General features: G+C 56.7%; 17 protein-coding genes. 5 read left to right on the top strand and 12 right to left on the bottom strand.

What is annotated here, in order from left to right; genetic code table 11:
• Window positions 1-60 precede the first annotated feature (60 nt).
• Window positions 61-1,374, top strand: coding sequence for a glutamate/aspartate:proton symporter GltP (gene gltP, locus MC50_RS10220; RefSeq protein WP_032689914.1), 1,314 nt, complete (start codon window positions 61-63; stop codon window positions 1,372-1,374).
• A gap of 720 nt (window positions 1,375-2,094) precedes the next feature.
• On the opposite strand, the gene MC50_RS10230 is transcribed toward gltP, so the two are convergent.
• Window positions 2,095-2,778: a tetratricopeptide repeat protein gene (locus MC50_RS10230; protein WP_032689910.1), complete on the bottom strand. Its 684-nt coding sequence runs from the start codon at window positions 2,776-2,778 to the stop codon at window positions 2,095-2,097.
• Between the two features lie 168 nt (window positions 2,779-2,946).
• Window positions 2,947-5,094 (bottom strand): formate dehydrogenase subunit alpha, encoded by a 2,148-nt coding sequence (fdhF, locus tag MC50_RS10235; protein ID WP_080748442.1) that lies wholly within the window; start codon window positions 5,092-5,094, stop codon window positions 2,947-2,949.
• 273 nt (window positions 5,095-5,367) lie between these two features.
• Between fdhF and MC50_RS10240 the strand changes: the two genes are divergently transcribed.
• The gene (locus MC50_RS10240) at window positions 5,368-6,096 is read left to right on the top strand and encodes a response regulator (protein ID WP_015585352.1); all 729 of its coding nucleotides are present in this window, start codon (window positions 5,368-5,370) and stop codon (window positions 6,094-6,096) included.
• A gap of 37 nt (window positions 6,097-6,133) precedes the next feature.
• Here MC50_RS10240 and MC50_RS10245 read toward each other — a convergent pair whose 3' ends face one another.
• Genes MC50_RS10245 through MC50_RS10255 form a run of 3 tightly spaced genes read right to left on the bottom strand, consistent with a single transcriptional unit; the run spans window position 6,134 to window position 9,625 of the window.
• Window positions 6,134-7,075 (bottom strand): ABC transporter substrate-binding protein, encoded by a 942-nt coding sequence (locus MC50_RS10245; protein WP_032689907.1) that lies wholly within the window; start codon window positions 7,073-7,075, stop codon window positions 6,134-6,136.
• A 31-nt stretch (window positions 7,076-7,106) separates the two neighbouring features.
• A complete protein-coding gene (locus MC50_RS10250; RefSeq protein ID WP_032689906.1) occupies window positions 7,107-8,108 on the bottom strand; it encodes an ABC transporter permease subunit in 1,002 nt (333 codons plus the stop codon).
• A complete protein-coding gene (locus MC50_RS10255) occupies window positions 8,105-9,625 on the bottom strand; it encodes a sugar ABC transporter ATP-binding protein (RefSeq protein WP_046853238.1) in 1,521 nt (506 codons plus the stop codon). Before MC50_RS10255 ends, MC50_RS10250 begins: the two co-directional genes overlap by 4 nt.
• A 185-nt stretch (window positions 9,626-9,810) precedes the next feature.
• Here MC50_RS10255 and MC50_RS10260 point away from each other — a divergent pair, with 185 nt between their 5' ends.
• The gene (locus MC50_RS10260) at window positions 9,811-12,417 is read left to right on the top strand and encodes an ATP-binding protein (RefSeq protein ID WP_047663784.1); all 2,607 of its coding nucleotides are present in this window, start codon (window positions 9,811-9,813) and stop codon (window positions 12,415-12,417) included.
• Here the strand turns inward: MC50_RS10260 and alsK are convergent.
• The 6 genes from alsK to MC50_RS10290 all read right to left on the bottom strand — a co-directional run bounded on the left by alsK (window position 12,329) and on the right by MC50_RS10290 (window position 18,422).
• Window positions 12,329-13,276 carry an allose kinase gene (alsK, locus tag MC50_RS10265; RefSeq protein WP_032697116.1) on the bottom strand — a complete coding sequence of 316 codons (948 nt, stop codon included), beginning with the start codon at window positions 13,274-13,276 and terminating at the stop codon, window positions 12,329-12,331. The two genes, MC50_RS10260 and alsK, sit on opposite strands and share 89 nt — an antisense overlap.
• Complete coding sequence (gene alsE / locus MC50_RS10270) at window positions 13,260-13,955, bottom strand: D-allulose 6-phosphate 3-epimerase (RefSeq protein WP_032689903.1); 696 nt, start codon at window positions 13,953-13,955, stop codon at window positions 13,260-13,262. Before alsE ends, alsK begins: the two co-directional genes overlap by 17 nt.
• Window positions 13,956-13,965: 10 nt before the next feature.
• On the bottom strand, window positions 13,966-14,946 hold the full coding sequence (gene alsC, locus MC50_RS10275) for a D-allose ABC transporter permease (protein ID WP_047663785.1): 981 nt from the start codon (window positions 14,944-14,946) through the stop codon (window positions 13,966-13,968).
• Complete coding sequence (gene alsA, locus MC50_RS10280; protein ID WP_032689902.1) at window positions 14,925-16,457, bottom strand: D-allose ABC transporter ATP-binding protein AlsA; 1,533 nt, start codon at window positions 16,455-16,457, stop codon at window positions 14,925-14,927. Before alsA ends, alsC begins: the two co-directional genes overlap by 22 nt.
• 76 nt (window positions 16,458-16,533) lie before the next feature.
• Window positions 16,534-17,469, bottom strand: coding sequence for a D-allose transporter substrate-binding protein (gene alsB, locus MC50_RS10285; protein ID WP_032697117.1), 936 nt, complete (start codon window positions 17,467-17,469; stop codon window positions 16,534-16,536).
• A 65-nt stretch (window positions 17,470-17,534) separates the two neighbouring features.
• Window positions 17,535-18,422, bottom strand: a complete 888-nt coding sequence (locus MC50_RS10290) for a MurR/RpiR family transcriptional regulator (protein ID WP_004856567.1) — start codon at window positions 18,420-18,422, stop codon at window positions 17,535-17,537.
• Between the two features lie 360 nt (window positions 18,423-18,782).
• Between MC50_RS10290 and rpiB the strand changes: the two genes are divergently transcribed.
• Both rpiB and yjdP read left to right on the top strand, forming a co-directional pair.
• Complete coding sequence (gene rpiB / locus MC50_RS10295; protein ID WP_032689900.1) at window positions 18,783-19,232, top strand: bifunctional allose-6-phosphate isomerase/ribose-5-phosphate isomerase RpiB; 450 nt, start codon at window positions 18,783-18,785, stop codon at window positions 19,230-19,232.
• Window positions 19,233-19,301: 69 nt separating this feature from the next.
• Window positions 19,302-19,637, top strand: a complete 336-nt coding sequence (gene yjdP, locus MC50_RS10300; protein WP_032689899.1) for a DDRRRQL repeat protein YjdP — start codon at window positions 19,302-19,304, stop codon at window positions 19,635-19,637.
• 70 nt (window positions 19,638-19,707) lie between these two features.
• Here yjdP and phnP read toward each other — a convergent pair whose 3' ends face one another.
• Window positions 19,708-20,466 (bottom strand): phosphonate metabolism protein PhnP, encoded by a 759-nt coding sequence (gene phnP / locus MC50_RS10305; RefSeq protein ID WP_047663788.1) that lies wholly within the window; start codon window positions 20,464-20,466, stop codon window positions 19,708-19,710.
• Between the last annotated feature and the right edge of the window lie 2 nt (window positions 20,467-20,468).

The following is a 20,468-nucleotide window of genomic DNA, read 5'->3' on the forward strand; positions in this document are numbered from 1 at the left end:
ATCCCTTTCAGTGGGCATCATGACTTCCGGGAATGGTGCCTCTCATTGAGGAAGTCAGTAGTGAAGAAAAAAACAAAAGTCAGCCTGGCCTGGCAGATTTTGCTGGCCCTGGTGCTGGGTATTCTGCTGGGCAGCTATCTGCATTACCATGCCGACGGTCGTGATTGGTTAATTGCGAATTTCCTGACGCCGGCAGGCGATATCTTTATCCACCTGATCAAGATGATCGTCGTTCCGATTGTTATCTCGACGCTGATTGTCGGGATTGCGGGCGTTGGCGACGCGAAGCAACTGGGCCGTATCGGCGCGAAAACCATTATCTATTTTGAAGTGATCACCACCGTGGCGATCGTGCTGGGGATTACCCTGGCCAACGTCTTCCAGCCGGGTAGCGGTATTGATATGTCGCAGCTGGCCGCGGTGGATATTTCGAAATATCAAAGCACAACGGCAGAGGTGCAAAGTCACGCTCACGGCCTGATGGGAACGATACTGTCGCTGGTGCCGACCAACATTGTCGCGTCGATGGCGAAAGGCGATATGTTGCCGATTATCTTCTTCTCGGTACTGTTCGGTCTGGGACTCTCTTCGCTGCCGGCTACCCATCGTGAACCGCTGGTGACCGTTTTCCGCTCCATTTCCGAAACCATGTTCAAAGTGACCCACATGGTGATGCGCTATGCGCCGGTCGGGGTGTTTGCGCTGATTTCGGTGACCGTTGCCACCTTTGGCTTCGCCTCGCTGTGGCCGCTGGCCAAACTGGTTATCCTGGTCTACTTCGCGATTCTGTTCTTCGCGCTGGTGGTGCTGGGGATCGTGGCGCGGGTATGCGGATTAAGTATCTGGATTCTGATCCGTATCCTGAAAGACGAGCTGATTCTGGCCTACTCTACCGCCAGCTCCGAGAGCGTATTGCCGCGTATTATTGAGAAGATGGAAGCCTATGGCGCGCCGGCTTCTATTACCAGCTTTGTCGTGCCGACCGGCTACTCGTTTAACCTCGATGGCTCAACGCTGTATCAGAGCATCGCGGCGATCTTTATTGCCCAGCTGTACGGTATTGACCTGTCGCTGTGGCAGGAGATAACCCTGGTGCTGACGCTGATGGTAACTTCGAAAGGGATTGCCGGCGTGCCGGGCGTCTCCTTCGTGGTGCTGCTGGCGACGCTGGGGAGCGTAGGGATTCCGCTGGAAGGGCTGGCCTTTATTGCTGGCGTTGACCGTATCCTCGATATGGCGCGTACCGCGCTGAACGTGGTGGGGAATGCGCTGGCGGTACTGGTGATTGCCAAGTGGGAGCACAAGTTTGACCGCAAAAAAGCGCTGGCCTATGAGCGTGAAGTGCTGGGCAAATTTGATAAAACGGCGCAGTAAAATGCAAAACCCGGCGCTATCGCGTCGGGCTCAGATTGTAGACAAAGAGTCAGCGTCTTAAATTGCCCGGCGGCGCTGCGCTTGCGCGGGCCTACTGAAATTGTGCAAGCGTTGAGATTGCGGGTTTCGTAGGCCGGGTGAGGCGTCAGCCGCCACCCGGCAAAACGCGGGCTCAATGTTCGGGCAGGTTTGTCAGGCCATCTTAAAGCCCGGCGCTATCGCGTCGGGCTCAGATTGTAGACAAAGAGTCAGCGTCTTAAATTGCCCGGCGGCGCTGCGCTTGCGCGGGCCGACTGAAATTGTGCAAGCGTTGAGATTGCGCGGGCCTACTGAAATTGTGCAATCGTTGAGATTGCGGGTTTCGTAGGCCGGGTCAGGCGTCAGCCGCCACCCGGCGAAACGCGGGCTTAATGTTCAGGCAGGTTTGTCAGCCATCTTAAAGCCCGGCGCTATCGCGTCGGGCTCAGATTGTAGACAAAGAGTCAGCGTCTTAAATTGCCCGGCGGCGCTGCGCTTGCGCGGGCCGACTGAAATTGCGCAAGCGTTGAGATTGCGGGTTTCGTAGGCCGGGTCAGGCGTCAGCCGCCACCTGGCGAAACGCGGGCTTAATGTTCAGGCAGGTTTGTCAGGCCGTCTTAAAACCTGGCGCTATCGCGTCGGGCTCAGATTGTAGACAAAGAGTAAGCATCTTAAAGCCCGGCGCTATCGCCGGGCTTTTTCTTATCTTTTACTTATCCTGTCGAACTCTTCGCAGCCGGTATCAAACCCCTCCTGACAGCTGACATTGAGCCAGTGCAGCGCTTTCTGCTGGTTGGGTTCGATAAAGCCTTGTTCTCCCTGCAGGAACATCATCCCGGCCCAGTATTCGGCATAACCGGTACGGGACAGCGAGGAGCTGCGTTTAAAATAGTCCGTTGCCCTGGCGTCATCCTCTGTCATCTGGACGCCGCTGGCGTAAATCAAACCTAACAGCATCTGGGCGTCGACGGCGGAGTCGCTTTCCGGATCCTGGGCGGCATCCTGTAGCAGGGTGATGGCATGTGAATAGTCCGTCGGCCCGGCCTGATGGTTGACCAACACGCGGGCCAGGATAATTTCTCCTGCCTTGCTGCCAACCTGTACCGCCTTCTCAGCCAGGTCTCTGGCCTGTTTATAATCGGCCTGCTGCGGGTTGCGAATTTTCAGCTGGGCCAGCAGCGCCAGCGCATCCCCGTCACCGTTATCGGCCGATTTTTGCGCCCAGTATTCGGCCTGCTGATAATCACCGTAACTGACGTAGGTATCGGCAAGATAGTACTGCGCCCGCGGATCGCCGGCTTCCGCCTGTTGTTGGTACTGGCTGCCGGGATCGGTAGCGCCCGCGGCAAGAGAGAACAGCATCAGAAGTAAAGAGAGGTATTTCATTTTTTATTATCGGTCAGGAACACAGCGCGCAGTATAAAGGGAGGCGAAAAAGAAGAAAATGGCGGCGGTTGCCAGGTTCGATAAAAGTGGGCTGCGTCAGCTATCCCGCAACCCGGATGGTGAAAATCCCCCCCGGCCAGCGTCATGTAGCCGGGGGGGCCTTCTGTCTTAACCCAACGCGCTTTCGCGCAGACGGGCTTTCAGCCTGGTGTACTCATCAATCACATACTGCTCGGCGGCGCGCTGGTCGGCGATGCGCTCAACGTTCACGGCACAGTACTTGTACTCCGGCGTTTTGGTTATCGGGCTTAAGTTCTCCGCGACCAGCTCGTTACAGGCGCCAATCCACCACTGATAGGTCATATAGACCGCCCCTTTATTCGGACGATCGCTGACCTGCGCGCGGGTGATAATGCGGCCTTTCCGCGAGTTCACCCACACCAGCGCCTCATCCTCAATGCCCAGTCGCGCGGCATCGGCGGTATTGATTTGCGCATACCCCGGTTCATCCGCCAGCGCGGCCAGCGCCGCGCAGTTGCCGGTCATCGAGCGGCACGAATAGTGGCCCACTTCCCGCACCGTGGAGAGCACCATCGGATACTCGTCGGTGAGTTTATCGATCGGCGCAACCCAGTCGCAGGTGAAGAACTGCGCCAGGCCGTTCGGGGTGTCGAACTTCTCTTTAAACAGATAAGAGGTCCCCTGGTCGGCGTCGGACTCATCGCGGCACGGCCACATGACGTAGCCCAGCTCGCCCATTTTCTCGTAGGTGGCGCCGTAAAAGTCCGGGCACAGATGCCGCAACTCGTCCCAGATCTCCTGGGTGTTGTTGTAGTGCATCGGATAGCCCATCCGGGTGGCGATTTCGCTGATGATCTGCCAGTCGGTTTTCAGGTCCCACTTCGGCTCCACCGCTTTAAAGAAGCGCTGGAAGCCGCGGTCCGCTGCGGTATAGACGCCTTCGTGCTCGCCCCACGAGGTGGACGGCAGGATAACGTCGGCCGCCGCAGCGGTTTTGGTCATGAAAATATCCTGGACAATCACCAGCTCCAGCTCTTCAAACGCTTTACGCACCGCAGAGAGCTCGGCGTCGGTCTGCAGCGGATCTTCGCCCATAATGTACGCCGCCCGCACTTCACCGTGCGCCGCGCGGTGCGGCAGCTCGCTGATGCGATAGCCGGTATGCGCCGGCAGGCTCTCTACGCCCCAGGCCCGGGCGAACTTCTCGCGGTGCTCCGGAAACTTCACGTATTGATAGCCCGGATAGGTGTCCGGCAGCGCCCCCATATCGCAGGCGCCCTGCACGTTGTTCTGGCCGCGCACCGGGTTGACGCCGACGCTCGGCTTGCCGAGGTTACCGGTGAGGATCGCCAGGCTGGTCAGCGAGCGCACGGTCTCCACGCCCTGATAGAACTGGGTCACGCCCATGCCCCACAGGATGGCGGCGGATTTCGCGCCGGCGTACATCCGGGCACAGGCGCGGATCTCCTGCGCGCTGACGCCGGTGATGGTTTCCACCGACTCCGGCGTATAGCCTTCGACGATTTTGCGATACTCGTCGAAGCCCTCGGAACGGCTGGCGACGAAGGATTTATCGTAGAGATCTTCTGCGATAATCACCTGCCCGATGGCGTTGAGCAGCGCGATGTTCGAGCCGTTCTTCAGCGCAATGTGCATATCGGCGATACGCGCGGTTTCGATTTTACGCGGATCGCAGACGATAATTTTCGCCCCATTGCGTTTGGCGTTGATCACGTGATTCGCCACAATAGGGTGTGAATCTGCCGGGTTGTACCCGAAGATAAACACGAGATCGGTGTTATCAATCTCTGTGATGGCATTACTCATGGCGCCATTACCGACCGACTGGTGCAGACCTGCAACCGAAGGGCCGTGTCAGACGCGAGCGCAGCAGTCGACGTTATTGGTACCAATAACGGCGCGCGCGAACTTTTGCATCACATAGTTGGTTTCGTTCCCCGTCCCGCGGGAGGAGCCGGTGGTCTGAATGGCGTCCGGACCGTACTTCTCCTTAATGGCGCTGAGACGGGTCGCGACGTAGTCGAGCGCTTCCTGCCAGGAGACGGATTCCAGTTTGCCGCCACGCTGACGGCGGATCATAGGGGTTTTCAGGCGCGGGGTGAGGATCTGGGTATCGTTAATGAAATCCCAGCCATAATAGCCTTTCAGGCACAGGGTTCCCTGGTTGGTTTTCCCCTGTGCCGCCTCAGCCCGGACGATTTTGCCGTTATCGACCACCAGGTTGATTTTGCAACCTGATGCGCAATACGGGCAAACCGTGACGACTTTTTTCATCGGTCTTGCTCCAGTTGATCAATGGGCGCATATGCGCTATCACGCCGTCAATATGCATCTTCTATGCCATGTTTTCATTGTGGGTATTGACTGATGATACGTCGATTTTTTGGGCTAAATGCTGACGAAAAGCAGGGCGTCGTCAGTTTTGACGTGTCGAAGGGAGGTGAGATGTGACATGGATTGAAGAAACGCGATCCGGTAATGGATTTGTCGTGGGGGCTTTGCTGAATTAATCAGACAGAGATCGTTCCGTGCGGGCAGAGGCAAGTAATGAAACCGGTCATTTTGGTTGTGGATGACGACAGCGCGATTGGCGAGCTGCTTAGCGATGTGCTCAGCGCGCATGTTTTTGACGTGCTGCTGTGCCAGACCGGCAGCGATGCGCTGGCGGTGGCGGCCCAGCGGACGGATATCTCGCTGGTGCTGCTGGATATGATTCTCCCTGACACCAACGGGCTGCTGGTACTGCAACAGCTGCAGCGCAGCCGACCTGATTTACCGGTCGTGATGCTGACCGGCCTCGGCAGCGAATCCGACGTAGTGGTAGGGCTGGAAATGGGTGCCGATGATTATATTGCCAAGCCGTTTAACTCCCGGGTGGTGGTGGCGCGGGTGAAGGCGGTGCTCAGGCGTAGCGGCGCGCTGGGCGCTGAAGGCGCGAGCGGCGGCACGGGATTGCTCTTTAACGGCTGGCGGCTGGATACGTTTCGTTGCGAGTTGTTTAACTCGCAACAGCAAGCGGTGCCGCTGACCCAGGGAGAGTACAGCCTGCTGCTGGCGCTGGCGCAAAACGCCCGCCGGGTGCTTAACCGTGAGCAGCTGTTGGCTCTGACCCATAGCGAAAGCACCGAAGTCTTTGACCGGACGATTGACGTGCTGATCATGCGCCTGCGGCGCAAAATCGAACCGAATCCGCATCAGCCGACGCTGATCAAAACCCTGCGCGGTCTGGGCTATGTGTTCGCCGCAGATGTTATCCACGGCGACAGGGCGGCGTAGCCCCGGCAGACGCGGGGCCAGCGGGGAGATAGTGCTCTTACTTCACGGTCCAGCCTTTGTAACTACCGATATTGTTTTTATCGATCAGGGTCACCGGGATCAGCACCGGTGCGGACGGGGCCGGTTTACCCTGCAGAATGTCATAACCGATCTCGACCGCTTTCGCCGCCATCACCTGCGGGTCCTGCGCCGGCGTCGCCACAAACAGCGAGTTTTTACGTTTCAACGCCTCTTCACCGTCCGGACTGCCGTCGACGCCAACGATAAAGAACTCATGACGTTGCGCCTGTTTTGCCGCCAGATCGGCACCAATCGCGGTCGGATCGTTGATGGCAAAGACGCCATCGATCTTCGGATTCGCGGCCAGCAGTGAGGTCATAATTTCCAGACCGCCCTCACGGCTGCCTTTCGCGTTCTGGTTGTAGGAGAGCACTTTGATATCCGGGTGGCGTGCAAACTCGGCCTGGCAGCCTTCAACGCGGTTCTGCACGGCGGAAACCGGCGGCCCGTTGATAATCACCACATTCCCTTTGCCTTTCAGGCGGTCGGTGATGTATTTACAGGCCATTTCTCCCGCCTGAGTGTTATCAGAGGTGATAGTGGCATTGGCGCCTTCGGCGGCCACGTCCACCGCAACCACCACGATCCCGGCATCTTTCGCGCGTTTTACCGCCGGGCCAATCCCTTTTGAGTCGGCGGCGTTGAGGATAATCATGTCGACTTTGGCGGCAATAAAGTTATCGATCTGCGCCACCTGCTGACCCAGATCGTAACCGCTGGAGACCAGCGTCACTTTCACATTGTCTCCGGCCAGCTTACGGGCTTCCAGCTCCGCGCCTTTGGTGATTTGTACAAAGAACGGGTTGGCTAAATCCCCCACCGTGACGCCGATTGATTTCAGCTCTTTGGCCTGGGTAAAGGGCGCTGCGGCAAGCAGCGCGCCGGCACAGAGTGCGGTTACTATGGGTTTCAAACGCATGCTGTTTTCCTCTGTCTGTAGGGTATTGTTGTTATGCACTTTGATGGTGTCGGGTACGGTATTTGTCGATCAGCACCGCAATGATGATCACCGCCCCTTTGATCACCAGTTGCCAGAAATAGGAGACGCCCATCAGCGTCATACCGTTATTGAGCGTGGCGATAATCAGCGCCCCCACTAGCGTGCCGGTGATAGTGCCGATGCCGCCAACGAAGCTGGTCCCGCCGAGAATAACGGCGGCGATGGCATCCAGCTCATAACCTACGCCGAGGTTGCCGTTGGCGCTGTACAGCCGCGAGGCGCTCATGACGCCGCCCAGCCCGGAGAGCAAGCCGCTCATGCCGTAAACGAACAGCAGCACCAGCCACACTTTGATCCCCGTGAGCCTTGCCGCCTGCATATTGCCGCCCACGGCGTAGATATGAACGCCGAGGGTGGTACGGCGCAGAATGAACCAGCACACCGCCACCACCAGCAGCGCGATCACCACCAGCCACGGAACTGGCCCGAGGTAATCGTTGCCGATCCATTCGAAGCTGATATCGGAGTTAATCACCGTGGTGCCGTCGGCCAGCAGATAGGCGGCCCCGCGCAGGGCCGTATAGGTCCCGAGCGTGACGATAAACGGCGGTAGCCCGGCGAAGGCGACCAGCGCGCCGTTAAACAAACCGAGCAGCAGGCCGAGCATCAGCGCCGCCGGAATCGACAGCAGCGACAGCTCCGGGGTCAGCGATACCACCATGGCCGCCACCGCGGTCGTGCCGAGAATCGAGCCGACGGACAGATCGATCCCCCCGGTCAAAATGATGAAGGTCATCCCGGCGGCGAGCACGATGTTGATCGACGCCTGACGGGTAATATTCAACAGATTGCTTTCGGTAAAGAAATTTGGGGCGATAAAGCCAAATACCGCCACAATCAGGATTAAAATCGGCAGGATACCGACCGTTTGTAGCAGATCGCCCATCAGGATTTTCTTCGCCGATACCGATTTTGCCACCGGCTGCGCGGCGGTCTCTTTCTGTGTTGTCATGGTGATACCGCCTTAAGGTGAGAGTCGTTTACGCCGGTGGCCAGCGTCATAATGCTTTCCTGGCTGATGTCGCCGGCCTGGAGTTCGCCGGCGATGCTGCCTTCGCGCATGACGTACACCCGGTCGCTCATGCCGACCACTTCGGGGAGTTCGCTGGAGATCATCAGAATGGCCACCCCCTGGCGCGCCATCTGGGTCATGATGCGGTAAATCTCGCTTTTGGCGCCGACGTCAACGCCGCGCGTCGGTTCATCAAGCAGCAAAATGCGCGGACCGATGGCGACCCAGCGGGAGATCAGCAGCTTTTGCTGATTGCCGCCGGAAAGGCCGCCGGCCCGCACCTGCGCGTGCGGTACGCGAATATTGAGCAGGGAGATCGCATCGTCGGAGACGGTCTGCGCCTTTTTGCGATTGAGCATGCCCCAGCGGGCATCCCGTTCGAGGGTGGCCATGGTGATGTTCTCCTGCGCCGCCATTTCGAGGAACAGCCCCTGCTCCTTGCGATTTTCGGTGAGAAAGCCGATTCCCAGCTCGATGGCTGCGCGCGGAGAGTGAATGACCACCGGCTCGCCGTCGATCTCGATGACGCCGCCGGTGGCCCGACGCACGCCGAAAATCAGCTGCGCCAGTTCCGAGCGGCCGGCGCCGACCAGACCGGCCAGGCCGACGATTTCCCCAGCCCGTACCACCAGACTGCTGGCTTTCACTTTGCCGCCGTCGGTCAAATCCTGTATCCGCAGGCGCGGCTGGCCGGGTGGAATATCACGCTCTTTATTGAACAGGTCGCTTAACGGACGGCCGACCATCATGCGCACCAGCCCGGAGGCGTTGAGCTTGTCGCGGGTCAGGCTGCCGACGTACTGGCCGTCGCGCAATACGCTGACGCGGTCGGAGAGTTCATAAACCTCCGCCATCCGGTGGCTGATGTAGATAATTGCCATCCCTTCGTCGCGCAGGCGCAGAATCAGCTCAAACAGGCGCTGGGTCTCACGGGAGGAGAGGGCGGCGGTGGGTTCGTCCATCACCAGGACCCGGCTGTTGCGATGCAGGGCGCGGGCGATCTCCACCTGCTGCTGTTCGGCAATGGTCAGGGTCATCACCCGGTCGCCGGCCTTAAACTGAGCGCCGAGACGATCTATCACCGCCTGGGCCTGATGAATCATCTCTTTGCGCTGTACCAGTCCGCCGCGCGCCAGCTCGCTGCCGAGGAAAATGTTCTCAGCGACGGTTAAATTCGGCGCCAGCTGCATCTCCTGGTAAATCAGCGTGATCCCGGCGGCCAGCGCATCTTTTGGCCCTTTAATGGCGTGCGGCCGTCCGTCGATCAGGATCTCGCCGCTGGTAGCGGTATACGCTCCCGCGAGGATCTTCATCAACGTGCTTTTGCCGGCGCCGTTCTCCCCCATTAAGGCGTGGATCTCACCGGGCCAGACCGTCAGATCGACGCCTTTCAGCGCATAAAACTTGCCAAAGGCTTTGGCAATATTGCGCATGGATAGTACCGGTGTCCCCTGCATGGCGGCTCTCCTGCGAGTGTGATCGAGAATCGCAGTGCACCACAGGACGATAAATACAAAATGTCAGACGCCGTTCATATTTGTCATATTGATGAATAGTTAACCTGGCTCACAATTACGCGATGCGGCTCTCCCGGTCCGGGTCAGCAACCGCCAGGATAAATAAAAAGATCGTGGAGCTGACCATGCCATCCCATCGCTACCCGTTTTTCACCAGCGCTCGCGGGCGTCTGCTGTCGTTTAATTTGCTGATGGTGGCGGTGACGCTGATGGTGGCCGGCGTGGCGCTGCTGGGCTTTCGCCATGCCAGCCTGCTACAAGAACAGGTGCAGCGGCAGACGCTGGATGATATGACCGGCAGTATGAATCTGGCGCGCGACACCGCGAACGTTGCCACCGCGGCGGTTCGCCTCTCCCAGGTGGTCGGTGCGCTGGAGTATAAAAGCGAGGCTGAACGCCTGCTGGAGACCCAGCAGGCCCTGAAATATTCCCTCTCTCACCTCGCCGCCGCGCCGCTGGCGCAACAGGAGCTGGCGCTGGTGGCCAGTATTATTCGCCGCAGCAATGAGCTGCAGCAGAGCGTGGGCGGCATGCTGGAACGCGGTCAGCGTCGTCATCTGCAGCGTAATGAACTGCTCAGCTCGCTGTATCAGAACCAGAGCTATCTCCGGCATATTCAGGATCTTAACGATCGGTATGGCGCAGACGCGATCGATCCCCGGCCGCTGGCAGAGATGGATCGGCTGATCGTTGCGGCCATCCATACTTCGACGCCGCGATCGATCGTCCAGCAGCTGGATAAGGTGCGAGGTTTTCTGCCGGTAACCAGCCGCGATCCTACGCTGGCCGCGATTCTGCAGGATTTCAACGGCGAGCTGGCCAGGCTGGAGCCGCTCTCGGCGCAGCTGGAGGAGAGCGATTTGGCCATCGGCTGGTATATGTTTCACATCAAGGCGCTGGTGGCGCTGCTCAACAGCGATATTAATCAGTACGTTGCCCGGGTCGCGCAGGCGTCTGAGCTGCGGGCGGCGCAGAGCCATCGGGAGCTACGTTCCATCAGTATGTTTATTTTGCTGTCGGCGCTGCTGGCGCTGGTGATAACCGGCTTCGCCGGCTGGTATATCTACCGTAACCTCGGCTCCAGTCTGACCGCCATCTCCCGCGCGATGTCGCGTCTGGCCCACGGCGAGCAGGAGGTCTCTGTCCCGGGGCTTCAGCGACGCGATGAGCTGGGAGAGCTGGCGCGCGCCTTCAACGTCTTTGCCCGCAATACCGCGTCGTTGGCCCATACCTCCCAGCTGCTGAAAGAAAAAAGTACCCTGCTGGAGACCACCTTTCATGCCATGCGCGACGGCTTCGCGCTGTTTGATAACCAGGGGCTGCTGGTGGTGTGGAATCCGCAGTATCCGCTGCTGTTAGGGCTGGCGGCCAATGATCTGCAGCGCGGTATTCACTATCAGCAGCTGCTGGGCCAGGCCGCTCCGCTGGCGGAACATATTCGTGACAACCTGTCCCGTCCGCTACCCAAACCCCAGGAGCTACAGCTGGCGGGCGATCGTACCATTGAGCTGCGCTTTAGTCCGGTTCCCGGGCGCGGGCTGGTGAACGTGGTACTCGACAGAACCGAACGCAAAGGGCTGGAGCAGGCGCTGGTTCACAGCCAGAAAATGAAAGCGGTCGGCCAGCTGACCGGCGGTCTGGCGCATGATTTTAATAACCTGCTGGCGGTGATTATCGGCAGTCTTGAACTGGTTCAGCCGCAGGACGCGGACGTGCCGCGGATCTCCCGGGCGCGAAAAGCCGCAGAACGCGGCGCGCTGCTCACCCAGCGGCTGCTGGCCTTCTCGCGTAAGCAGTCGCTGCACCCCAATGCCGTGGCGATGAAACCGCTGCTGGAGAACCTGGGCGAACTGATGCGCCATTCTCTGCCGACGACGCTGACTCTGCAGATTGAGGCACAGTCACCCGCGTGGCCTGCGTGGATTGACATCGGCCAGCTGGAAAACGCCATTATCAATCTGGTGATGAACGCTCGCGATGCAATGGAAGGGCGCTCAGGGGTGATTAAGCTGCGCACCTGGAACCAGCGCGTGGCCCGCAGCGACGGGCGGCGGCAGGATATGGTGGCGCTGGAGGTGATTGACCACGGTAGCGGGATGTCACAGGAGGTCAAAGCCCAGGTGTTCGAACCGTTCTTTACCACCAAACAGACCGGCAGCGGCAGCGGTCTGGGGCTGTCGATGGTCTATGGTTTTGTCCGCCAGTCCGGCGGGCGGGTGGCTATTGAGAGCGCGCCGGGCCAGGGGACCACGGTGCGTTTACAGCTGCCGCGCGCGGCGGTGCAGGCGCCGAGCGGCGGCACGTTACCGGAAGTAGAGCAGACGGTGAGCGGTGAACGGCTGGCGCTGGTGCTGGAGGATGAGGCCGATGTGCGTCAGACTCTTTGTGAGCAGCTTCATCAGCTCGGCTGGTTAACCCTGGAGGCCGGGAACGGGGAGCAGGCGCTGCAGTTACTTGAGGCTTCGACGGAAATTGCGCTGCTGATTAGCGACCTGATGCTGCCGGGCAGATTGAGCGGAGCCGAGGTGATCAACGAAACCCAGCGCCGTTTCCCGACGGTGGCGGTGCTGCTGATCAGCGGCCAGGATCTGCGTCCGGCGCACAATCCTGCGCTGCCGGACGTCGAGCTGCTGCGTAAACCCTTCAGTCGGACACAGCTGATGCAGGCGCTGCGACAGGTTGTGGTAAATAACGGCTGCGGGCCAGTGCCGCAGCCCCTTGAGCACCATTAAATGTTGAGGACGATGCGGCAACAAACTGCACTGCCTGATAAGGCAACGGGCGGCGAATATGCGCTTTGATCATGGTGAGCAGCGCCTCGCGTGGAAAGCCGGACATGTCCATCACGCCGCCGCCGAGGATCACTGCATCGGGGTCGAACAGGTTGATGCTGGTGGCGATTGCGCGGGCGGCGTGGTGCAGGAGAGCCTGTACAAACGGCTCCTCAGCGGCGTGCAAAAACAGCTCATCCAGCGCATAGTCGCGCGGTTGTTGTTCATACCAGCGTTTGAGCGCGATGCCGGAGCAGACGGTTTCCAGACAACCGGGATTACCGCAACCGCAGATGAGCGCGTTGTCGCCCTGCGGGATATGACCCAGCTCTCCCGCCACGCCGTGCGCGCCTGTCCACGGCCCGCCGTTTAACCAGATGGCGAAGCCCATGCCGGTGCCGAGATAAGCGGCTAGCACCTGTTGCTCTTGCAAACCATTTTCCTGCACGTCAAATGAGAGCTGAAGATTGACATCGCGGGAAAATTCGACCGGACAGGCCAGCGAATGCTCCAGCTCATCGGCGAGCGTACGCAGGGTTTCCGGCGGTAACGATAGGTTGGGGGTGGAGATAATCGTCCGTTTATCTCTGCTTACCAATGCCGGAAAGCCCATCACCAGGCCGCAGCAACGGGCCTGAAAGCGGTCAAGCTGCTGCTGAATCAACATGGTTATCCCGCTGACCAGACCGTCAGGCGCGATCGCTTCAGCAGTGCGCAGCTTCTCGCAATGCAGAGTCTCGCCCTGCGCGGTTTGCAGGCAAAAGCGGATATGGGTTGCGCCCATGTCCACACCTGCGACGACCTTACGCTGTTTTTGCATGAGGGAATACCTCGTTTTTGGCCGCCAGAATCTGCTCTGCCATGACCTGCCACGCGTCGTGAATATTGTCGCCATGGTTAAACAGACCGGAGGTACCGACGATAAAGACGTCCGCGCCTGCCGCCATCAGTTTTTGATAGGTCGCTTTATTGCATGAGCCGTCGATCTCAATCTCGTAGGCCAGTCCTTCTCGTTCTCGCCACGCTTTTAGTTCGCCGATCTTCTCCAGCATTTCAGGAATAAAGGGTTGGCCGGCGAAACCCGGATCGACGGTCATCACCGTAATTTTGTCCGCCTTGTGGATGTAATATTTCATCGTTTCAACCGGCGTTTCCGGATTGAGAATGAGCCCGACCTTCATGCCGTGGCGACGAATCTCCTCTATCAGGCGGAAAGCCTGACCGTTAATCGTTTCCGGATGCAGGGTGATAAAGTCCGCGCCTGCCTGCGCCAGCTGGCTGATGTAATCCTGTGGCCGGGTGACCATCAGATGGCAGTCCAGCGGTTTACTGGCCAGCTTCTTCACCTGACTGACGAAAAACGGCGATAGTGTCAGGTTAGGGACAAAATGACCGTCCATGATGTCGATGTGGAAGTAATCTGCATGCCGATCGATAAACTCGATCTGTTCTTTGAATTTCAGCAGGTCCATACACATTAAAGAGGGGGAAATTTTCATCATAAATTCCTTACTTACTGATAAGACGGTCGAGGGCGACAGCCGCGATAATTAATCCACCCATCACCACCAGCTGGTAGTAGGTTTGTACCTGGAGAATATTCAGGCCGTTGTTGATGGTGCCGATGATCAGGCCGCCAATCACCACAGAAAAAATGCGTCCCTTACCACCAAAGAAGCTGGTGCCGCCGATAATGGCGCTGGCAATGGCGTAGGTTTCAAAGCCCATTCCGGCCAGAGGCTCCGCGGCGCCGAGACGTGCCGTCGAGACCACCCCCGCCAGCCCGGCGCAGATGCCGGAGATAATGAACACCAGCAACATGTGGAATTTGACATCAATGCCAGAGTAAAAGGCGGAGTTTTTATTGCCGCCGAGGGCGTAGATATTGCGGCCCAACCGCATCCGGGTGGTCAGGAACCATAGAATCACGGCCACAATAAGCGAGAAGATGACCGGTACCGGGATCCCCAATACGCTGGCGGCAAAGAAATTGACGAACTCGAAAGAGAAGCCATAGACCGAGTTGGCGTCGGAGATAACCAGGGTGATACCGCGAAAAATCGCGTTAGTGCCGAGGGTAATAATGAACGGGTGCAAGCCGGTCCAGTTGACCAGGCAGCCGTTAATCGCGCCTAGCGCGCCGCCGACCAGCACGCCGCCAATCAGCGCCGCGAGGAACGGATCGACTCCTGCCAGCATGAGTTTGGCGGTCACCATGCCGGAAAGCGCCAGAATCGCCCCCACCGACAGGTCGATGCCTGCTACCAGAATAGCGAAGAATTCTCCCATTCCGATGAGCACCGTCACCGAGCTCTGAACAAATATTTGCGTGATGTTATTGGTCGTCAGAAAGTATTCCGACGACAGCGAGCCGAAAATCGCGACAATAACTGCGAGGATAAAAAAGGTGCCGTATTTATCCCAGAACAGTGCGAAGTTGAACGGCTTTTTGCCATCGGACTCCCCTTTTACTCTTGCGGCAGTGCCCATACCATAATCTCCTCTTCGCTCATGTCGTCGCGATTGGTCAGAATTTTCGTCAGCCGCCCTTCGCAGAACACGGCGATGCGGTCACAGACGGCGATAATTTCAGGAAGCTCGGATGACACCATCAGAATGACTTTTCCGTCATCCGCCAGCTGGCGCATCACTTTATAAATTTCGGCTTTCGCGCCGACGTCGATCCCGCGCGTCGGCTCATCGAAAATAATGACGTCGGGGTTGCAGCATAACCATTTGGATATCAGGACCTTTTGTTGGTTACCGCCGGAAAGTTCGGTGATGCTCTGATCGACAGAGTGGCACTTCAGCGCCAGTAATTTACGCTGCGCTTCCGCCGTTTTACGCTCGTTCTCTTCATGGAACAGCCCCATTGCCCCTTTATAGCCGCCGTGTTTCAGGCTTTGACTGACAGCCATGTTTTGCGCAATGGAGAAATTGCCGAAGAAACCGTTGTCCCGGCGACTCTCCGTGATGTAACCCATTCCTTTCTTCAAGGCATCCAGCGGTGAACGCGGGGTAATCGCTTTACCATTGAGGATGATTTCACCGCTGCTGCGCTTATCAACGCCAAACAGACAATCCATCAGTTCGGTACGCCCGGAGCCCACCAGACCGGCAAAGCCGAGAATTTCACCGCGATTGACGCTAAAGGAGATATCGCGGACCTTTTTCTTGTCCCGGCTGGTGACATTTTTCACCTCGAATACCGTTTCGCGCGCGATATTTCCGGTGTTCTCTTTCATCGCGTTAAAGCGGTTTTGCAACTCACGACCGACCATCAGACGTACGATATCGTCGTTATTGACCTCGCTGACCATGCCACTGCATACGCTGCTACCGTCCTTCATCACCGTGTAGCGGTCGCAGATTCGGCGTATCTCCGCCAGCTTGTGCGAGATATAGACGATGGCGGTCCCCTCTTTACGCAGCTGGTTCATGATCAGGAACAGGTAGTCCACCTCTTTGTTGGTCAGCGAAGAGGTAGGTTCATCCATGATCAGCACTTTGGCGTCGAGCATCAGTGTTTTCGCGATTTCCAGCATCTGCTTATGGCTGATGGACAGATTCGCGACTTTCTCATCTAAATCGACCTTTAATCCGATGCGCAGCAGCATCATTGCCGCTCTGATGCGCATCTCTTTCCAGTCGATAATATTGACGCCACAGACTTTTTTCGTCAGATGGCGGCCGATATATAAATTTTCCATTACGGTTAATTCATCAATAACGCTGAGTTCTTGATAAATAATGCCGATGCCGAGTCTGGCGGCTAATTTATGATCGAGTCGGGCATAATTCACGTTATTAACCGTGATGGTGCCTGTGGTCGGTTCATGTATTCCCGACAAAACTTTCATTAACGTTGATTTCCCGGCACCGTTTTCCCCTAGCAACGCATGTATTTCGTGCGGGTAAACGGTTAAATCGACCGATTTTAATGCGTGAACCGGACCAAATGATTTGCCGATCCCCGCCATTGAAATATATGGCGTGAGCATAATAACTCCTTACTTATTTTTACCCTCCTGAGGTCAGGAGGGTAAGGGGAGAACATCGGGCTAGCTGCTGGAAAAATTATTTTGTGACCAGAATAGAATCCACCAGTTTGAATTCCGGTGTTTTATCCAGTGCAATCACCTTGCCGGTTTTTTCGGCATCAACCATCATTTTCAGTCCCGTCGCGCCGATATTGCCAGGGTTTTGCGCAATCGTTGCGGTCATCTGACCGGCTTCAACCATTTTACGCGCTTCAGGGATACCGTCAGTGCCGACCACCAGAACCGTTTGGCTTTTCCCGGCGTTGGCTACAGCCTGGGCAACGCCCATTGCCATGGTGTCATTCGCGCAGTAAAAGGCTTTCAGGTTAGGGTTCCGCTGTAGCACATTAGTGGCAACATCGAGCGCCTTAATGCGATCCCAGTCGGCTGGCTGGCTGGCAACAAGCTTGATCTGAGTGGCTTTTTTGAATGCCTCCGTCGCACCGTTACGACGGGCTTCGCCCGACGCGTTCCCCGCTTTTCCCTCGATGATGGCAACGTCGCCGCCCTCAGCTCCCAGTTTCTCGATAATAAAATCGGCCCCTTTTGCCCCCACCGCGACGTTATCCGTGGTGACGAAACCTTCCACGTTACCGCCTGCTTTCTTCAGGTTATCCATATCGATTTTTTCATCGAGATTGACCAGATAAATCCCTTTCTTCCAGGCTTTCGCCACGGGCATCACCAGGTTGACCGATGAGAGAGGGGCGAAAGCGATGCCTTTATAGTTCTTATTGCTTAAGTCTTCGAAGAGCTGAAGCTGTGATTGAAAATCCCCTTCCGAAGGCGAGGCAAAAATATCGACGCTGACTCCCAGCGTTTTAGCCTCATCTTCAATACCTTTTTTCATATCAACCCAGAAAGGATTCGATAATGTTTTTAATACCACAGCGTAATCGGCGGCGGCAAAAGCGCTGGTAGATAACATTACGCCCATAGCCGCGCCGCTGAAAATTTTCAGGTATTTATTCATAACAGTGTTCTCGGTGTAGGATACAGTAATATTGATCCCACCGTAGTGGGATCGGTGTTTATTATTTACTTCAGCGCTCCTGGTGAAAAGAAATCAACAATGGCGCCGGTTTTTTGCATGTTTAAAGTGGCCTGTTCAATATTTTGTTGGGCTACCGAAACAAAAAAAGCATCTAATAATGTAAGTTGTAAAATACGCGCTGAGGCGTTTCTCCCTAATAGAGGAGTTTCTGGTGCTGGCGAGCAAATAATAAAATCAGCTAATTTAGCAATCGGTGAATGGTAACTATGGGTAATACAGATAATTTTAGCGCCGTTCTTCTTTGCCAGTTCTACTGCCGATTTAATATCGCTGGTGCGCCCGGAATGGGTGACTACCAGCACGACGTCGCCTTTTTTCAATAACGAGGCGGACATCATCATGATATGCGCATCCGGATATGTCTGGCAGCGCACGCCGATACGTAAAAACTTATGCTGCACATCGGCGCAGATGGCATTTGATCCACCGGCACCGTACAGATCGCGCTGGTTGGCCTGGGCGAAGAAACGTGCCGCGCGATGAATTTCGTCGACATTAACGATCGACTGACCTTCCATAATGGTACGCAGGGTAATATTAAAAACCTTATTCACCACGTCCTGAGGTGCTTCATCAAAGGAGAGCTCTGCCGGAAGGACCTGTTCAGATTGAGAAAAATACTCCACCAGGGCGCTACGCAGGTTACGAAAACCGCTAAAACCGAGCAGTTTGGAGACCTTAACGATCATTGCTTCGGAAACCGACAGCGCTTCCGCTACATCTTTAATGGCGGGAGCGTCGCTCAGATTGCCAGGTTTAAGCAACCATTCGACGATTCGGCTTTCGTTTTCGGTCATTCCTTCCTGCTTCATGCGTAGCCAGGGGGCGAGGCCGATACCGTTGGGGAGCGAACTGGATTCTGACTGACTCATCGCTTTCTCTTGTCCATAAAGTGAAGACGTCACTATATCACCACAGGCAAAACAGAAAAGATACAATCAACTTCACAAAAATATAATTTTTATAAAGTTTTAGTTTTTGTAAAGTGTTGGCGATTTTGAGAATGGCCATTTTTTGATTAACTATTTATAAAACAAGTATTTTTCATCTTTACCCGTAAGATTTAAGACGACAGGTAATATGAGCTGGCTATTTTTCTCGCTTGATTTGTGAATTTTCGCGATGTAGAAAGGGCACGTCAGACCGGATTTTTGACGATTATTGCGCCAGTTTTTCCGGTTTAAATCACAACTCCATCTATGTTCGTAAAGTAAGAACAGGCGAGGTTAAGTATGAAAAGGATTGCAATTGGCTGTGATCACGTCGGGTTTATCCTTAAAAACGATATTATGGCGCATCTCCGGCTGCGGGGGATCGAGGTGCTGGATAAGGGAACATGGTCACCTGAGCGTACCGATTATCCCCGTTATGCCAGCGCTGTCGCGCAGGCCATTCTGACAGGCGAAGCCGAGGGGGGGATCCTGATCTGCGGCACCGGCGTCGGGATCTCCATCACCGCCAATAAATACCCCGGCATTCGCGCGGTGGTGTGCAGTGAACCCTATTCGGCCCAGCTATCGCGGCAACATAATAATACCAATGTGCTGGCCTTCGGCGCGCGCGTGATAGGTCTTGAGCTGGCGAAAATGATTGTCGATGCCTGGTTGGGGAGCGAGTATGAAGGCGGACGTCATCAGACGCGAATTGATGCGATTACCGCGCTTGAACAGCCGCGGATTTGAGATTCCTCCGCTACTCGCCGCCACGACCGTTGATTAACGTAGGGCCAGCCCCCCGAAGAGACTGGCTCTATGAAACGTTACTTTACCGCTTTAATCCTCTGCACGCTGTCGCTGAGTAGCCAGCTGGCGCGCGCTGATATTATTGACGACGCAATCGGTAATATTCAGCAGGCGATTAATGATGCCTACAACCCCGGCGATAACCGCTCTGATGACGACGACCGCTATGATGACGGACGTTACCAGGGCAGCCGCCAACAAAGCACCGATCGCCAGCGGCAGTATGACGATCGGCAACGACAGATAGAGGATCGTCGCCGTCAGCTCGACGATCGCCAGCGCCAGTTGGATCAGGATCGTCGGCAGCTGGAGAACGACCAGCGGCGACTGGATGACGACGATTAACCGAGCTGCGTTTCTGGCCGTGGCGACGCGATGCTGACCGGGTGACGATAGCGCTTACCCGGGTTAAAGATTAATCCAGCACGATCTCCATACCGTCATAGCCGGCCTCAAATCCCGGCGGCAAGGGATGCTCCATCATCCAGAGATCAAACCGGTGGCTGATATGAGTCAGAATGACCCGCGGGCAGGCCAGTACCTGGTTGATGGCGCGTACCGTATTCAAATCGCAGTGGTTGCGCGGAGGCTGCGGGCGCGGCTCATGGCTGCAGTCGATCACGATCGCCTGCGGCTGGTTATTCAGTAAGAATTTGAGCGTTTTTTCCGGTAATCCGGCGGTATCCGACAACCAGGCTACCCGGCTGTGCGCCGACTCCAGCAGATAGCCGTAGGTCAGCTTCGAGTGATTGAGCGGTAGCGGCGTCACCCTCAGCCCCTGCAAGGTAAACACCACAAACGGCTCAACGGTATGGCTGAAGTCCAGCAGGCCGGGGTGTTTAAACAGGTCATCGCAACCTTCAGGGTCCGGCGGTCCAAACACCGGAATTGGCGCGCCGACGCCCCAGCGCAGCGGGAATAATCCCTGAACATGATCCATATGATAGTGGGTAAGTAAAAACTGCTGAAACTGGCCGGCGGGCCACTGGTCCATCAGGTCGGGCAGCCCGGCATCCAGCAGCGTCACGGCGTCATTGAAGGTCACGACCGCGCTACAGGGGCGCCGACGATGCGCCTCATCGCTGCGCGCACGCTGACAGACTGCGCAGTCGCAGCCGAAGACTGGAACCAGCTGGGCGCCGCCGGTGCCGGTTAAGCGGATAGTCAGGCCCATAC

This window comes from Klebsiella planticola (genome assembly GCF_000783935.2).
GTDB lineage: Bacteria > Pseudomonadota > Gammaproteobacteria > Enterobacterales > Enterobacteriaceae > Klebsiella > Klebsiella planticola.

Coding starts and splice junctions, on each gene's coding strand:
- MC50_RS10230 (WP_032689910.1), bottom strand. CDS start 2,778: ATGAAATACCTCTCTTTACTTCTGATGCTGTTCTCTCTTGCCGCGGGC.
- MC50_RS10240 (WP_015585352.1), top strand. CDS start 5,368: ATGAAACCGGTCATTTTGGTTGTGGATGACGACAGCGCGATTGGCGAG.
- MC50_RS10245 (WP_032689907.1), bottom strand. CDS start 7,075: ATGCGTTTGAAACCCATAGTAACCGCACTCTGTGCCGGCGCGCTGCTT.
- MC50_RS10250 (WP_032689906.1), bottom strand. CDS start 8,108: ATGACAACACAGAAAGAGACCGCCGCGCAGCCGGTGGCAAAATCGGTA.
- MC50_RS10255 (WP_046853238.1), bottom strand. CDS start 9,625: ATGCAGGGGACACCGGTACTATCCATGCGCAATATTGCCAAAGCCTTT.
- MC50_RS10260 (WP_047663784.1), top strand. CDS start 9,811: ATGCCATCCCATCGCTACCCGTTTTTCACCAGCGCTCGCGGGCGTCTG.
- alsK (WP_032697116.1), bottom strand. CDS start 13,276: ATGCAAAAACAGCGTAAGGTCGTCGCAGGTGTGGACATGGGCGCAACC.
- alsE (WP_032689903.1), bottom strand. CDS start 13,955: ATGAAAATTTCCCCCTCTTTAATGTGTATGGACCTGCTGAAATTCAAA.
- alsC (WP_047663785.1), bottom strand. CDS start 14,946: ATGGGCACTGCCGCAAGAGTAAAAGGGGAGTCCGATGGCAAAAAGCCG.
- alsA (WP_032689902.1), bottom strand. CDS start 16,457: ATGCTCACGCCATATATTTCAATGGCGGGGATCGGCAAATCATTTGGT.
- alsB (WP_032697117.1), bottom strand. CDS start 17,469: ATGAATAAATACCTGAAAATTTTCAGCGGCGCGGCTATGGGCGTAATG.
- MC50_RS10290 (WP_004856567.1), bottom strand. CDS start 18,422: ATGAGTCAGTCAGAATCCAGTTCGCTCCCCAACGGTATCGGCCTCGCC.
- rpiB (WP_032689900.1), top strand. CDS start 18,783: ATGAAAAGGATTGCAATTGGCTGTGATCACGTCGGGTTTATCCTTAAA.
- yjdP (WP_032689899.1), top strand. CDS start 19,302: ATGAAACGTTACTTTACCGCTTTAATCCTCTGCACGCTGTCGCTGAGT.
- phnP (WP_047663788.1), bottom strand. CDS start 20,466: ATGGGCCTGACTATCCGCTTAACCGGCACCGGCGGCGCCCAGCTGGTT.